The organism is Blastococcus sp. SYSU DS0510, from assembly GCF_054050835.1.
Genome location: NZ_JBJHAC010000005.1, coordinates 21796 through 36218 on the forward strand (window position 1 = coordinate 21796; position 14423 = coordinate 36218).

Sequence of the window (14423 nt, forward strand, 5' to 3'; positions counted from 1 at the left end):
CGATCTTCCCCGTGCGGGACGGCCCTCGCGACGACGGGTGCCGCGGTCAGACGGCCAGTCGCGCCCGGTACTCGGCGACGGTGATCATCGGCGGGCGCTCGTCGACCGCGACGGCGCTGCTGCGGGGCACGAACCCCGTGCCGTCGCGCCGGAACCGGGTGAGCAGCCCGCTCGGCTCACCGGCGCAGGCGGCCCGGGCCAGCACGGTGGCGACCACCTGCCCGGCCATCTCGCCCAGCGCCTCGACGTCCTGCGAGGTGTGCCGGCGCTCGCCGAGGTCGACCTGGGCCAGCGAGGAGAGCCCGCCCAGGCGCAGCAGGTCGACGAGCAGCCCCACCTCCACGCCGTAGGCCGAGACGAACGGCACCTGCTCCAGCGCGGAGCGGCGGCCGGCGTACTCGCCCCCGAGCGGCTGCACGATCCCGGCGAGCTCGGGCCAGAGCGCGTTGAGCAGCGGCCGGGCGGTGAGCTCGGTGACCCGGCCCCCGCCGGCCGGCACCACGGTGTCCCCGACCTCCAGCGGCCGGGTGTAGCAGCCCTTCACGTAGGCGATCTGGGGGTCGGCCAGCAGCGGCCCCAGCAGGCCCGGCACGTAGTGGACGACGTCGCCCAGCAGGTCGGCGTCGAGGAAGACGACGAGGTCGCCGGTCGTGGCGGCCAGCGATTTCCAGAGCGCCTCGCCCTTGCCGCGGCGGGTGCCGGCGGCGGGCAGCACGTCGGTGGTGGCGACGACCTCGGCGCCGGCGGCCCGGGCGACGGCGGCGGTGGCGTCGGTGCTGTCGGAGTCGACGACGACCAGTTCGTCGACGAGGGGGACGCCGCGCACCCAGTGGGCGTGCAGGTCGGCGACGAGCCGGCCCACCGTCGCCTCCTCGTTGCGGGCGGGGAGGACGACGCTGACCCGGTGCCCGCCGCGCCGTTTCGCCCGCAGCAGCGCATCGACGTCGATCGCGTCGAGGGAGGTCGCGGTCGACGTGCGGTCGGCGAACCAGGCGCGGGCGTCGGGTCTCACCCACACACTGTGGGTCAGGCCGGGAGAGCGCACCAGGGAGCGGCGCCGCTGTTCACCGGCCCGTCACGCGGACGTTCCCGGTGACGCCTCCAGCGGCCGGGGCTCGTGGACGGTCACCCGATCGGGTGCCGGTGCGGGGTGGCGCCGAGTCGCGGGGCGGCCGGGCCTCCTCCACGATGCGGGCATGACCCCAGGTCAGCTGCCCGGACCGCAGGTGGGGGGCGAGGACCGGCGGCGGGTCGCGCTCCTGCTGGAGACCGCCGACGTCCTGGCCGAACGGGCCCACCGGACCGCCGATGCCTCCCAGGCGCAGGTGCTGCTGCGCCGGTCCGCCCAGCGCCGGGCGCAGGCCGCCCGCCTGGCCTCCACCGGTCCGCCCCCGGCGGACGGGCGCCGGGGGGACGACGGTGCGCCGCCGCGCAGCGGAGGCGGCGCGCAGAACTGAGGTCCGCGGGGAGGTCGCGCGGCGTACCGTCCCCGGCGTGGCCGCTGGACTCCCCCCGGCGCCCCGGTGGGCGTGGGCCGTCATGGTGCTGGGCCTGCTGGCGGTCTCGGCGCTGGCCTACCTCCTCGTGAACCGGCCACCCCCGCCCGGGTTCACCGCCCCCGCCTCGGCCGGGCTGGGCCTGGAGGAGACCGCCCCCGCCGCCGCCCCGCTGCGGATGCTCGTGGTCGGCGACGGCACCGCCCTCGCGCCCGAGGGGGTCACCGCGTGGCCGCAGCTGGTCGCCGACGGGCTCTCCGGCGGCGGCACCCGCCCGGTGGAGCTCACCGTCGCCGCGGCCGACGGCAGCGGCTACCTGGACGCGCCGCCCGGGGGCGCGACCTTCGCCCAGCACGCCGAGGCCGCCGGCGGTGACTGGGACGTCGTCGTCTTCTCGGGCTCCCGCCACGACAACGACGCCTTCCCCGACGTGCAGGCCGCCGCGCAGGCGACCTTCGAGGCGGCCCGCGCGGCCTCGCCGGACGCCGCGCTGGTGGCCGTGGGCCCGGCGTGGCCGGAGCTCCCGCCGCCCGGGTACATCCAGACCGACCGCGACGCGGTCGCCGCGGCCGCCGCGGCGACCGGCATCGCCTTCGCCGACCCGCTGGCGGAGGGCTGGCTGACGGGGGAGGGGCTGGTCGGCGAGGACGGCGCGACGCCCACCGAGGCCGGGCACCGCTCCGTGGCCGAGCGGGTGCAGCCCTTCGTCGAGCCGCTGGTGCCGGCCGGTGGGTGAGCCGAGGGCATCCGCCGTCGCCGGGGACGAGCGCCCCGCGCGCGGGCGCGGTTACCGTGGCCGGATGCTCCGCTGGCTCTGCGCGTCCGTCGCCGGGGCCGTCGTGTCCGGGTTCGCCTTCCTGCTGATCACCGGTGAGTACAGCAACGAGGGGCCGGTGCTCCTGACGCTGGTCGGCAGCCACGGGGTGCACGCCGGCGACCTGTTCGTCCTCGCGGGGTGGGCGGTCGCCGTCCTGGCGCTGGTCGGGCTCGCCGCGCCGCCCGGCCGGGTCGCGGACGCGGAGGCACGCATCCGCGGCTGACGCCGTCGTCCTCACGGGCGGCACCGACCCGGAGCGCGGGCCTGTCGGCGCGCCGCGCGGGGCGCCGGGTGGCAGAGTGACGCCCGTGAAGACCTGGCTCGACAGCTGGCCGGTGTACCGCCAGCTCACCGGCTCCGACCCACTGGGCAGAGGCAAGGCCGCGCGCAGCAAGGCCACCGAGGCCACCGTGTCGCGCACCGCCACCGCCGACAAGATCGTGAAGAGCGTCTGCCCGTACTGCGCCGTCGGCTGCGCCCAGAACGTCTACGTGAAGGACGAGAAGATCGTCCAGATCGAGGGCGACCCCGACTCGCCGATCAGCCGCGGCCGGCTGTGCCCCAAGGGCTCGGCGAGCAAGCAGCTGGTCACCAGCCCCACCCGCGTCACGACGGTGAAGTACCGCCGTCCGTTCGCGACGGAGTGGGAGGACCTCGAGCTCGACACGGCGATGGAGATGATCGCCGACCGCGTCCTGGAAGCCCGGCGCAAGGGCTGGCAGGACGAGAACGACGGCAAGCGCGTCAACCGCACCATGGGAGTAGCGAGCCTCGGAGGGGCGACCCTCGACAACGAGGAGAACTACCTCATGAAGAAGCTCTACAGCGCCCTGGGCGCGATCCAGATCGAGAACCAGGCGCGCATATAGCACTCCGCGACGGTGCCCGGTCTGGGTGCCTCGTTCGGTCGTGGCGGCGCCACGAACTTCCTGGAAGACCTCGCGAACTCCGACTGCATCGTCATCGAGGGTTCGAACATGGCCGAGTGCCACCCGGTGGGCTTCCAGTGGGTGGGTGAGGCCAAGGCCCGCGGCGCGAAGATCATCCACATCGACCCGCGGTTCACCCGCACCAGCGCGATCGCCGACCTGCACGTCCCGCTGCGCATCGGCACCGACATCGCGTTCCTGGGCGGCCTGATCAACCACGTCCTGAGCAACGAGCTGTACTTCGAGGAGTACGTCGTCGCCTACACCAACGCCGCGGCGCTGGTGGGCGAGGAGTTCGTCGACTCCGAGGACCTCGACGGCCTGTTCTCCGGCTACGACCCCGAGAACCGGGTGTACGACGAGGACACCTGGCAGTACGAGTTCGAGGAGCCCCCGCACTCGGGCGCCGACGACCCGGCCGAGGCCGCCGAGCAGGACCGGCTCGAGGACGACCCCGCCGTCAAGAAGTCCGACCGCGCGCAGGCGGCCGGCAGCGGTGGCCCGCCGATCCCGGCGAAGCCCAAGCGGGACGAGACCCTGCAGCACCCGCGCACGGTGTTCCAGGTGCTCAAGCGGCACTTCGCCCGCTACACCCCGGAGATGGTGTCCGAGGTCTGCGGCATCGAGCCGGAGGTGTTCGCGCAGGTCGCCGAGTGGGTCACCAGCAACAGCGGCCGCGACCGGACGACGGCGTGGGTGTACTCGGTGGGCTGGACGCAGCACAGCGTCGGCGCGCAGTACATCCGCACCTGCTCGATCCTGCAGACGCTGCTCGGCAACATCGGCCGCCCCGGCGGCGGGATCATGGCGCTGCGCGGGCACGCGAGCATCCAGGGCTCCACCGACGTCCCGACGCTGTTCAACCTGCTGCCGGGCTACCTGCCGATGCCGCACTCCCACCAGCACGACACGCTGGAGGACTACGTCGCCGACGCCGCCGGCAAGGGCGGCTTCTGGGGCAACAAGCCCGCCTACATGGTCAGCCTGCTCAAGGCCTGGTGGGGCGACGCCGCGACGCCGGAGAACGACTTCGCGTTCGACTACCTGCCCAGGATCGACGGCGACCACAGCTCCTACCGGACGATCGCCGACATGATCGAGGGGAAGGTCTCCGGCTACTTCCTCGTCGGCGAGAACCCCGGGGTCGGGCACCCGAACAGCCGGATGAACCGGTTCGGGCTGGCCAACCTGGACTGGCTGGTCGTCCGCGACCTGCAGATGATCGAGTCGGCGACCTTCTGGAAGGAGGGCCCGGAGCACGAGACCGGCGAGCTCGCGCCGGAGACGGTCGGCACCGAGGTCTTCTTCATGCCGGCCGCCACGCACGTGGAGAAGGAAGGCACCTTCACCCAGACGCAGCGGCTGCTGCAGTGGCGGCACAAGGCGGTCGAGCCGCCGAACGACGCCCGCAGCGACCTGTGGTTCTACTTCCACCTCGGCCGGATCCTCCGCGAGCGGCTGAAGGACTCCACCGACCCGCGGGACCGCCCGCTGCTCGACCTCACCTGGGACTACCTGCCCGAGGGCGAGCACGAGGAGCCGAGCGCGGACCTGGTGCTGCGCGAGATCAACGGCTACGGCCCCGACGGTCAGCTGCTGAACTCCTACATGCAGATGAAGGACGACGGCTCGACCACGGGCGGCTGCTGGATCTACTGCGGCGTCTACGCCGACGGGGTGAACCAGTCCGCGCGGCGCAAGCCCGCGAAGGAGCAGGGCGCCGTCGCCTCCGAGTGGGGCTGGGCCTGGCCGCTGAACCGGCGGATGCTCTACAACCGCGCGTCGGCCGACCCGGACGGCAAGCCGTGGAGCGAGCGCAAGAAGTACGTGTACTGGGACGAGGCCGCGGGCGAGTGGACCGGCGACGACGTCCCCGACTTCGAGAAGAAGAAGCGGCCGAACTACGTGCCGCCGGACGGCGCCAAGGCGCAGGACGCGCTGGCCGGCACCGACCCGTTCGTCATGCAGGGCGACGGCAAGGCGTGGCTCTTCGCGCCGGCGGGCGTGGTCGACGGCCCGCTGCCGACGCACTACGAGCCGGCCGAGTCGGTGGTGGAGAACGCGTTCTACAAGCAGCAGGCCAACCCGACGCTCGAGATGATCGAGGGGCCGTGGAACCGGGCCAACCCGACGCGGAGCGAGGTCTACCCGTTCGCCGTCACCACCTACCGGCTGACCGAGCACCACACCGCCGGCGGGATGAGCCGCACGCTGCCCTACCTCTCGGAGCTCCAGCCGGAGTTCTTCGTCGAGGTGAGCCCCGAGCTGGCGCGGCTGCGGGGGCTGAGCAACGGCGAGTTCGCGACGCTGGTCAGCGCGCGCACGGCCGTGGAGGCGAAGGTGCTGGTGACCGAGCGGGTGCGGCCGATCAAGCTGCGCGACGGCACCGTCGTCCACCAGATCGGCATGCCGTACCACTGGTCCTATGCCGGCATCTCCACCGGTGACGCCGCCAACGACCTGCTCGGCATCGTGATGGACCCGAACACCCACATCCAGGAGTCCAAGGTCAGCACCTGCGACATCGTCGCGGGGCGGCGGCCGCGGGGGCCCGAGCTGCTGGAGTTCGTCGAGTCCTACCGCCGCCGGGCCGGGGTGCCGTCGGGGAAGGTCGGCGTGAACGGCCGCGACCCGGTGGCCGCCGAGGCCGGCGAGGGGTCCACCCAGTGACCCCCGCTGGGATCAGGTTCCCTGATCGTGGCGTGTCCTCCCTCAGGGTGTGCGGTGAGGGTGGACGCGCTGGGGTGAGGGAGGACGTCGACGGCCCGCGTCGGCACGACCGCGAGAGGAGGGAAGCGAGATGACGATCAGCTCGGCCAGCCCGGCCTTCACCGGCCGCGACCCGGAGAACCGGCTGTTCGGCCCGCTGCCCGACGTCACGGCGGAGGCCGGCTACGAGGAGGAGCACCCCAAGCGGGTGGGCTTCTTCACCGACACCTCGATCTGCATCGGCTGCAAGGCCTGCGAGGTGGCGTGCAAGGAGTGGAACACCCTCCCGATGGACGACTCCCACGGCGTCCGCGACGCCCTGGGCCTCTCCGGCATGTCCTACGACAACACCGGGCAGCTGGGCGCGAACTCCTGGCGGCACGTGGCGTTCATCGAGCAGAGCCGCGCCGTCGACCTGCCGATGCCCACGTTCGGCCGCCCCGGCGACGACCGCGCCGGCAGCGGCCCGTCCCCGGCGGTGGCCGGGGACGACGTCAGCCTGGCCAACGCCCAGCAGAGCGTGCTGAACGCCGAGGCGCTGAGCGAGTTCGACCCGCAGACCGGGCAGTCCGGCGCGGACAAGCAGATCCGCTGGCTGATGAGCTCCGACGTCTGCAAGCACTGCACGCACGCCGGCTGCCTCGACGTCTGCCCCACCGGGGCGCTGTTCCGCACCGAGTACGGCACCGTGGTCGTGCAGGGCGACATCTGCAACGGCTGCGGCTACTGCGTGGCGGCGTGCCCCTACGGCGTCATCGACCAGCGCAAGGACGACGGCCGCGTCTTCAAGTGCACGATGTGCTACGACCGGCTCACCGACGGGCTCCAGCCGGCGTGCGCCACGGCGTGCCCGACGCAGTCCATCCAGTTCGGCGACCTCGACGAGCTGCAGGAGCGCGCCGACGCCCGGCTGGCGACGCTCAAGTCGCAGGGCGTGGAGACGGCGCGGCTGTACGGGCGGGACGAGAACGACGGCGTCGGCGGCGACGGGGCGTTCTTCCTGCTGCTCGACGAGCCCGAGGTCTACGGCCTGCCGCCGGACCCGGTGGTGACCACGCGGGACCTGCCGGCGATGTGGAAGGCGGCCGGCAAGGCCGCGGTGATGATGGTCGGGGTCGCGGTCACCGCCGTCCTCGGCTCGCGGAGGCGCTGACATGACCGGCGGTATCACCAGCCCCGGCGCCGGGTGGCGCCAGGCCGACCGCGGCCCGGCCGTCCAGCAGCGCACCGGCAGCAAGCGACGCCGGAAGCACGGCCGGGGCCGTCACCGCGGCGAGGTCGCGATGGTGGACGACGTCGAGTTCACCTCGTACTACGGCCGGCAGATCGTGAAGACGCCGGTGTGGAAGTCGCCGGACGTGCCGCTCTACCTGTTCCTGGGCGGGGCGGCCGGCTCCTCGGCGATCCTCGGCGCGCTCGCCGACCTCACCGACCGACCCACGCTGACGAGGGTGTCGCGGCTGACCGCCGGGGCCGGGTCGATGGCGTCGGTGGTCTTCCTCATCCACGACCTCGGCCGCCCGGAGCGCTTCCTGCACATGCTGCGGGTGTTCAAGCCGACCTCGCCGCTGTCGGTCGGCTCCTACATCCTGGCGCCGTTCAGCGCGGCGGCCGCGGCGACGGCGGCGGTGGAGCTGCTGGGCTGGTTCCCGCGGCTCAAGCGCTTCGGCGGCGTGGTGGGCGCGATCTTCGGTGGCCCGCTCGCGACCTACACCGGGGTGCTGCTGGCCAACACCGCGGTGCCGTCGTGGCACGCGGCGTACACCCAGCTGCCCTACGTCTTCGGTGGTTCGGCGATGGCGGCCGGCGGCGGCATCACGATGATGTTCACGCCGGTCGAGGAGGCCGGGCCCGCGCGGAAGATGGCGATCGCCGGCGCGGCGATCGAACTGGCCGCGATGCACAAGGTGGAGAACGACCACGGGATCCTGAGCGAGCCGTTCCACGAGGGCCGGCCCGGCACGCTCATGCGCGCCGCGCAGGCGTGCACCGCGGCGGGCGCCACCCTGACGGCGGTGGCCGGACGGCGGCGATGGGGCGCGGTCGCCTCGGGCACGCTGCTGGCGGCCGGGTCGCTGCTCACCCGCTTCGGCGTCTTCGAGGCCGGCATCGCCAGCACCAAGGACCCGAAGTACGTGGTCGTCCCGCAGAAGCAGCGGCTGGCGGCACGGCAGCAGGAGCACGCCGACACGACGACGCGCTGACGCGGAGGCGGCTCCCGCAGCGGCGGCGGGCCGCCGGGTCAGCGCGCGGCGGCGGGGCCGGGCAGACGCACGACCGGGGGAGTCGCGCGGTTCGGTGACCACGGGCACACCCCGGTCCGCGTACCTTCCTGGCCATGTCGGGGACTGATCAGGCCGCGAGCCGGACCACGCCGCGGCCGCCCGTCGGCCTGCTGCGCTTCCGCAGCGACATCCAGGGGCTGCGCGCCGTGGCGGTGGGGCTCGTCGTCGCCGACCACGTCTTCGGCTGGCCGCACGGCGGCTTCATCGGCGTCGACGTCTTCTTCGTGATCTCCGGGTACCTGATCACCGCGCTGCTCCTCCGGGAGCTCGCGTCGACGGGCACCGTCTCCTTCCGCGACTTCTACCTCCGCCGCGCCAAGCGGATCCTCCCCGCGGCCATGGCCGTGCTCGTGGTGACCGTCGTCGTCGGGTACCTGCTGTGGTTCCTGCCGCGGGCCAACCAGACCGCGGTGGATGCGCTGGCCGCGGCGCTGTTCGTCGAGAACTGGCACCTGGTGGCCGTCGGGGCGGACTACCTGCAGGCGCAGGGGCCGCCGTCGCCGGTGCAGCACTACTGGTCGCTCTCGATCGAGGAGCAGTTCTACGCGCTGTGGCCGCTGCTCCTGCTCCTCGCCTACGGCCTCTTCGGCCTCCGCCGCCGGCCGGGCCGGCTGGTCTGGATCCTCGGCGTCGGGATCGCGATCTCGCTGGCGTGGGCGGCCTACCGGACGGCCACCGCCCCGACGGCCGCGTACTTCGACACCCTCGCGCGCGCCTCGGAACTGCTGATCGGGGGGCTCGTCGCCGCCGTCGGGGGCCCGGCGGTCGTCGCCGACCGGTTCCGCGCGGGGCTCGCCGTCGGCGGGCTCGCGGTCATCTTCGGCTCCGCGGTGGTGATCTCGCCGTCCTCGGCGTTCCCGTTCCCGTGGGTGCTCGCGCCCGTGCTGGGGACGGCGATGGTGCTGCTGGCCGACCCGCCGCGGTCGGCGGCCACCGTCCTGCTGACCAACCCGGTCTCGCAGCGCCTGGGCCAGTGGTCGTACTCCATCTACCTGTGGCACTTCCCGGTCGTGGTGTTCGGAATGGACATCCTCGGCAGCTCCGTCCCGGTGCAGCTGGCGCTCCTGGCGCTCACGCTGGCCCTCTCCGCGGCCTCGTACCGGTGGATCGAGCGGCCCGTCCTGGCGATGCGCCCCGCCTTCCGCCCGACCTCCGGGTGGTCCAGGCCCCGCCGCCCCGGGTACCTGCTGCCGGTCGGCGTCGCCGGGGTGCTGCTCGTGGTGGGTGCGGCGCAGTTCTGGGGGCCGGCGTGGCTGCGCGGCAGCGACACCGTGAGCGCGGGCCCGGCGGCCTCCGTCACGGGGGAGCGGCCGAGCGCGGACCGGCTCGCGGAGCAGATCGAGGCGGCGCTCGCCGCGGACTCCTGGCCGGACGACCTCACGCCCTCCTTGGACGGGCTCGGGCCCGCGCAGCAGGCGGAGGAGATGGGCACCGAGGCGCCGGGGTGCCGGAACACGGTGACGGCGGGAGGGGGGCCGCTGGTCTGCCAGGACGGGCCGGCGGACGCGCCCAACACGGCGCTCCTGGTCGGCGACTCGGTGGCGATGAGCTGGGGGCCCACGGTCGACGCCATGTTCTCGGGCGACGACTGGCAGGTGCTCGGGCTGGGCTTCGCCTCGTGCCCGCTCGTCGACGTCGCCGCCGCACCGCCGGCCGAGCCACCCGGCTTCCCGGAGGACTGCGCGGCCGCGCGGGAGCGCACGCTGCAGTTCATCGAGGAGACCGCCCCCGACGTGCTGGTCATGTCGGCGGGGCAGGGGTACTTCGGCAACTTCGTCAGCGGCGCCACCGGCGACGACGCGATCGAGGAGTGGCAGCGCGGCCTGGAGTCGACCCTCGAGGCGGTGGCGCCGCTCGTGGAGTCCGTGGTGGTCCTCGGCAACCCGCCGCTGGGCGCCGACCCCCGCGCGTGCGGGGGACGCCTGAGCGGCCCGCAGGACTGCGTCCGGTCGATCAGCCGCGGCTTCCTGGACAAGACGGAGGCCGAGCGGGCCGCGGTGGAGACGCTCCAGGAGGCCGGGGCCGACGTCACCTACGTGGACACCCGGGAGCTGTTCTGCGCGGACGGCCGCTGCCCCGCGTTCGCGGGCTCCGTGCTGCTGCGCACGGACGAGACCCACCTGACCGCGGCCGCCGCGGACATGGTCGCGGCCGCGGTCCGGGAGATGGTCCCGGAGCGGGTCACGTCCTGACCGCGGGCCCTCCCGCCCGCCCTGCCGGAGGCTGAAAGCCGTGCCGGGTGGTCGCTCTCTGCCCACTCAGGCGGGGCAGAGAGCGACTGGCCGGGGAACACGTCCTGCCCTGCTCAGACCCGGACCACTCCCCAGCGGACGCGCAACGCCGCGAGACGGGCAGCGGGCGCTCCGGGGACTGACCACCGGCCGGGCTCTACGGACCCTGTGCGCCTGCCCGTCCGGCCGGCGGGCCGCCCGGTCGTGGCCATGTCCGCGCAGTACATCTCTGCCCACCAGGGCGGGGCAGAGACCTACTGCCCGCGGACCGGCAGTGCCGCCCGCAGGCCAGGGCGCGCGGCCGGCCTACCCGCGGGGCGTGGTCTCGCGGCGGGCCGTCGGCGGGCGCCAGCCGGTGGTGTCCCGGCGGGGCGCCTCCACGAGCTCCGGCTCGGCCGAGTCGACGAGGGCCCCGCGGCTCGGCGCCAGGTCGGCCGGGTCGACGCTGATGGAGCGGAAGACACCGTGGTCGAGGGCCGGCGCCAGGTCGGGGCGGGCGCCGTACACCTCGGCCTCCGCCGTCGCCACGACGAAGACGCACGGGGTGCTGGCGGGCGAGCCCAGGTAGGGCTGCGACGTCGCGCCGGCCATGGCGTACCAGGGCAGGCCCATCGCGCGCACCAGCCGGTGCACGCGGTCGTCGAGGATGGTGACCAGGCCGGGGACGCCGCAATTGCGGGCGTACCGCCAGATCCCGTGGCAGAGCGCGACGCTGACCTCGGCGCCCGCCGCGCCGGCGCGGTAGCGGGGGTCCACGGCCAGGGTCGCGACGTCCCACACCGTGCCCGGGGTGAGGTCGACGGCGCCCAGGCTGTCGGCCACGGGCAGGTGCCACGGGTCGCCGGCGACGTCGAGCAGGGTCTTCACGGGCTCCGCGTCGGCGGTGATCAGCCGGGCGGTGCCCAGCGCGACGCCGCTGACGTCGTCGACCACCGCGACGAACCGCGACCGCGCCTCGTACGGGCCGTACTCCTGCGCCAGGAGCTCGGGGGTGTTGCCGAAGGCCTGGAGGAAGACGTCGGCCTCCACCTGTCGGGCGGCCTCCCGCTCCTGGGGGGAGTGCGCGACGATCAGCCGGAGCCCCATCTCAGAAGCCCTTCGCGACGACGGTGCCGGCGTCGAAGAAGTCGGCGGTGAAGGCGACGGCGACGTCGGGGTCGAACGCCTTGCAGGTGTAGATGTCCACCGAGAAGAACAGCCGCGGCTGCTCCCAGGCGTAGAAGTGCGCCCCGGAGGTCTCCCAGTGGATCCAGCCGGCCCAGCCGTAGAGGTCGGAGCGGTGCGTCACGGGCTCGAGGAGCTGCACCATGCCCACCTCGCGGGACAGCCCCGAGAGGTACGTCCGGATCTGCGCGTCGTCGACGGGCGTGGCCGGGTAGCCCTCGATCACCAGTCGCTGGCGAAGGATCTCCGGGGCGAGCTCCCGCCACGCGAGTGGATGAGAGACCAGGTCAGAGGCAGGGGAGGACGGCGTCACCTGCTCATAGTCCACACCCGGTAGCGCAGGGTGTTCACCCAGGTCGGCGTGTCGCCTGGTCGTGCGTCACCCGCAGGGCGTCGTCCTGACCCTCCGGGGTCAGCGAGGGGTCGCCCCCCGCCCGAGCTGGGGAATGAGCGCCGCGTCGACGAGCCCGGAATCCGAAGCGGAGAGCCAGCGCAGGAAGTCGTCGACGGGCATGGGGCGGGCGATCGCGTAGCCCTGGGCGACGTCGCACCCCAGCCGGGCGAGGGCCGCGCTCGTCGCGAGGGTCTCGACCCCCTCGGCGACCAGGTTCAGGCCGAGGGCGTGCGCGAGCGCGACGGTGCTCTGCACGATCGCGGCCGCCCGGGGGTCGCGGTCGACGTCGGCGGTCAGGCTGCGATCGAGCTTGAGCTCGTCGGCCGGCAGGTGGCGCAGGTAGGCCAGCGAGCTGTAGCCGGTGCCGTAGTCGTCGATCGACGTCCGGACGCCGGAGCGGCGCAGGTCGGCGAGGACCGTGCGGCCGCGCTCGGGGTCGGCCATGAGGGTGTCCTCGACGAGCTCGAGGGTGAGCGCCCGCGGGGGCAGGCCGTGCCGGTGCAGCGCGGCGGCGACCTTCCCGGCGAGGTCGAGGTCGGTGACGTTGGCCGCCGAGAGGTTGACCGACACGGGGATCTCGCGGTCGGGCCACCACCGGGCGGCCGCCTCGAGCGCGAGCTCGAGCACCCGGTCGGTCAGCGGTCGCAGGAGGCCCGCCTGCTCGGCCGCCGGCAGCAGCGCGGCGGGGGAGAGCAGCCCGCGGGTCGGGTGCTCCCACCGGACCAGCGCCTCGGCGCCCACGATGCTGCCGTCGTGCATGTCCATCTGGGGCTGGAGGTGCACCCGCAGCTCGTCGCCGGCCAGCGCCGTCCGCAGCTCCTCCATGGTGCGCAGCCGGTCGCTGCCCGCAGTGCCGGTGACGGGGTCGGGCACGTAGACGTGCACGCCCTCGCGGGCGCGCTTGGCGCTGTACATGGCGACGTCGGAGCAGTGCAGCAGCTCCTGGACGGTCGCCGCGGGGGTCGGCGCGGTGGCGACGCCGATGCTCACGCCGACGTGCAGCCGCACGTCGGCGACCGTGAAGGGGACGAGCAGCAGGTCGCGCAGCCGCTCGGCCAGGGCGCGCGCGTCGGCGGTGTCCGCGGCCGGCATCAGGACGGCGAACTCGTCGCCGCCGAGCCGGGCCAGCAGGTCGCCGCTCCGCAGGGAGCCGCGCAGCCGCGGCCCGATCTGCCGGAGCAGGTCGTCGCCGGCGGTGTGGCCGAGGCTGTCGTTGATCTCCTTGAAGCCGTCGAGGTCGAGCAGCAGCAGGGAGGCGGGCCGCTCGGGGCTCGCCGCGGTGACGACCCGCTGCGCCTGCTCGAGCAGCGCGCGGCGGTTGGCCAGGCCGGTGAGCTCGTCGGTGCGCGACTCGAGCTTGACCTGGTTGTAGCCGCGCACCTCGCGGAAGGTCACGGCGATGCGGACGATGCCGGCCAGCACGCAGCCGATGGCCAGCCAGCCGGCGACGTCCGGCACGGGCTGCGACCAGGGGCTGAGCACGAGGAGGCTGGCGACCAGGCAGGCCAGGGGCACCGCCAGCAGCCGCCACCCGATGCGGGAGCCGCTGCTGCCCAGGTGGCGGGGCGGCTCGACGGCGCCCTCTGCAGCCGCGGCGCACAGGACGACGGTGATGAGCCAGCCGAGCTCGAGCGGGCCGCCGTCGACGTAGGTGCCCTGCACCTTGAGGGCGAAGAGGACGAGGTCGGAAACGGCGATCATGCCCAGGCCGGCGCCGAGCAGGACGAAGGTGCGATCCAGGCGCACGCCGAGGATGCCGCCGACGGCCATGACGACGGCGATGAGCAGCACCGTGGTGATCGGCGGGACCAGGTCGACGGCCGCGATCGGCGTCTCGCCGGGGTCGGTGAGGAGGTAGGGCCCCAGCAGGAAGGCGACGCCGGCGGAGAGGCTGCCCAGGGCGGCGACGACCCCGTCCAGCCACATGCTGGGGTGGAAGCGCGGCACCCGGGCGCGGATGAGCACGACGACCGGCACGTACATGGCCAGGTAGGCCAGGAACATGACCGCGTGGGAGAGGTCCGACGACGGCTCGTTGCCCTGCAGGCCGGACGAGAGCACTCGCAGCGCGTTGCCGAGCGCCCCCAGGAGCAGCGCGACGGCGAGCCCGGCCCAGGCGAGCCGCTCGCTGCGCACGCGCCGCGCCGCGACCACGCAGGCGGCCGCGGCGGCGAGGTAGGGCAGGTTGTAGAGGACGACGTCGTAGGCGCGGTCCCAGGCGGCGCCGGCGGGGCGCGGTCCGATGCCGGTGGCGAAGAGCGCGACCAGGCCGACGGTCAGGAGGAACAGGGAGCTGGGACGACGAGGCACGGCCCTCTCCTGATCTCGCTGGTCCATGGACGGGGACATCGGCAGCGGATCGGCCCGGCTGGACCCGTCCGCGCCCCGGCTCACCCGG

Annotated in this window: 10 protein-coding genes and 1 pseudogene; 7 read left to right on the forward strand and 4 right to left on the reverse strand. The window is 74.1% G+C overall.

Going from position 1 to position 14423, the window contains the following annotated elements; translation table 11 throughout:
• Positions 1–46: 46 nt before the first annotated feature.
• Positions 47–1012, reverse strand: coding sequence for a glucosyl-3-phosphoglycerate synthase (locus ACI79P_RS05750; RefSeq protein WP_456580069.1), 966 nt, complete (start codon positions 1010–1012; stop codon positions 47–49).
• Between the two features lie 184 nt (positions 1013–1196).
• Here ACI79P_RS05750 and ACI79P_RS05755 point away from each other — a divergent pair, with 184 nt between their 5' ends.
• The 7 genes and pseudogenes from ACI79P_RS05755 (at position 1197) to ACI79P_RS05785 (ending at position 10428) form a co-directional block, all read left to right on the forward strand.
• Positions 1197–1457 (forward strand): hypothetical protein, encoded by a 261-nt coding sequence (locus ACI79P_RS05755; RefSeq protein ID WP_456580070.1) that lies wholly within the window; start codon positions 1197–1199, stop codon positions 1455–1457.
• 37 nt (positions 1458–1494) lie between these two features.
• Positions 1495–2232, forward strand: a complete 738-nt coding sequence (locus ACI79P_RS05760) for a hypothetical protein (protein WP_456580071.1) — start codon at positions 1495–1497, stop codon at positions 2230–2232.
• 64 nt (positions 2233–2296) lie between these two features.
• Positions 2297–2536: a hypothetical protein gene (locus ACI79P_RS05765; protein WP_456580072.1), complete on the forward strand. Its 240-nt coding sequence runs from the start codon at positions 2297–2299 to the stop codon at positions 2534–2536.
• A gap of 85 nt (positions 2537–2621) precedes the next feature.
• Positions 2622–5912: pseudogene (gene fdh / locus ACI79P_RS05770) on the forward strand (formate dehydrogenase).
• 130 nt (positions 5913–6042) lie between these two features.
• Entirely contained in the window at positions 6043–7104 is a 1062-nt protein-coding gene (locus ACI79P_RS05775; RefSeq protein WP_456580073.1) for a 4Fe-4S dicluster domain-containing protein, read from the forward strand.
• Position 7105: 1 nt separating this feature from the next.
• Positions 7106–8155 (forward strand): NrfD/PsrC family molybdoenzyme membrane anchor subunit, encoded by a 1050-nt coding sequence (gene nrfD, locus ACI79P_RS05780; protein ID WP_456580074.1) that lies wholly within the window; start codon positions 7106–7108, stop codon positions 8153–8155.
• A gap of 134 nt (positions 8156–8289) precedes the next feature.
• Positions 8290–10428 carry an acyltransferase family protein gene (locus ACI79P_RS05785; RefSeq protein ID WP_456580075.1) on the forward strand — a complete coding sequence of 713 codons (2139 nt, stop codon included), beginning with the start codon at positions 8290–8292 and terminating at the stop codon, positions 10426–10428.
• A 345-nt stretch (positions 10429–10773) separates the two neighbouring features.
• Here the strand turns inward: ACI79P_RS05785 and ACI79P_RS05790 are convergent, their stop codons facing one another.
• The 3 genes from ACI79P_RS05790 to ACI79P_RS05800 all read right to left on the reverse strand — a co-directional run bounded on the left by ACI79P_RS05790 (position 10774) and on the right by ACI79P_RS05800 (position 14335).
• Positions 10774–11553, reverse strand: a complete 780-nt coding sequence (locus ACI79P_RS05790) for a hypothetical protein (protein ID WP_456580076.1) — start codon at positions 11551–11553, stop codon at positions 10774–10776.
• A gap of 1 nt (position 11554) precedes the next feature.
• Entirely contained in the window at positions 11555–11857 is a 303-nt protein-coding gene (locus ACI79P_RS05795; protein ID WP_456580077.1) for an S-adenosylmethionine decarboxylase, read from the reverse strand.
• Positions 11858–12043: 186 nt separating this feature from the next.
• On the reverse strand, positions 12044–14335 hold the full coding sequence (locus tag ACI79P_RS05800; RefSeq protein ID WP_456580078.1) for a putative bifunctional diguanylate cyclase/phosphodiesterase: 2292 nt from the start codon (positions 14333–14335) through the stop codon (positions 12044–12046).
• Positions 14336–14423: the final 88 nt, after the last annotated feature.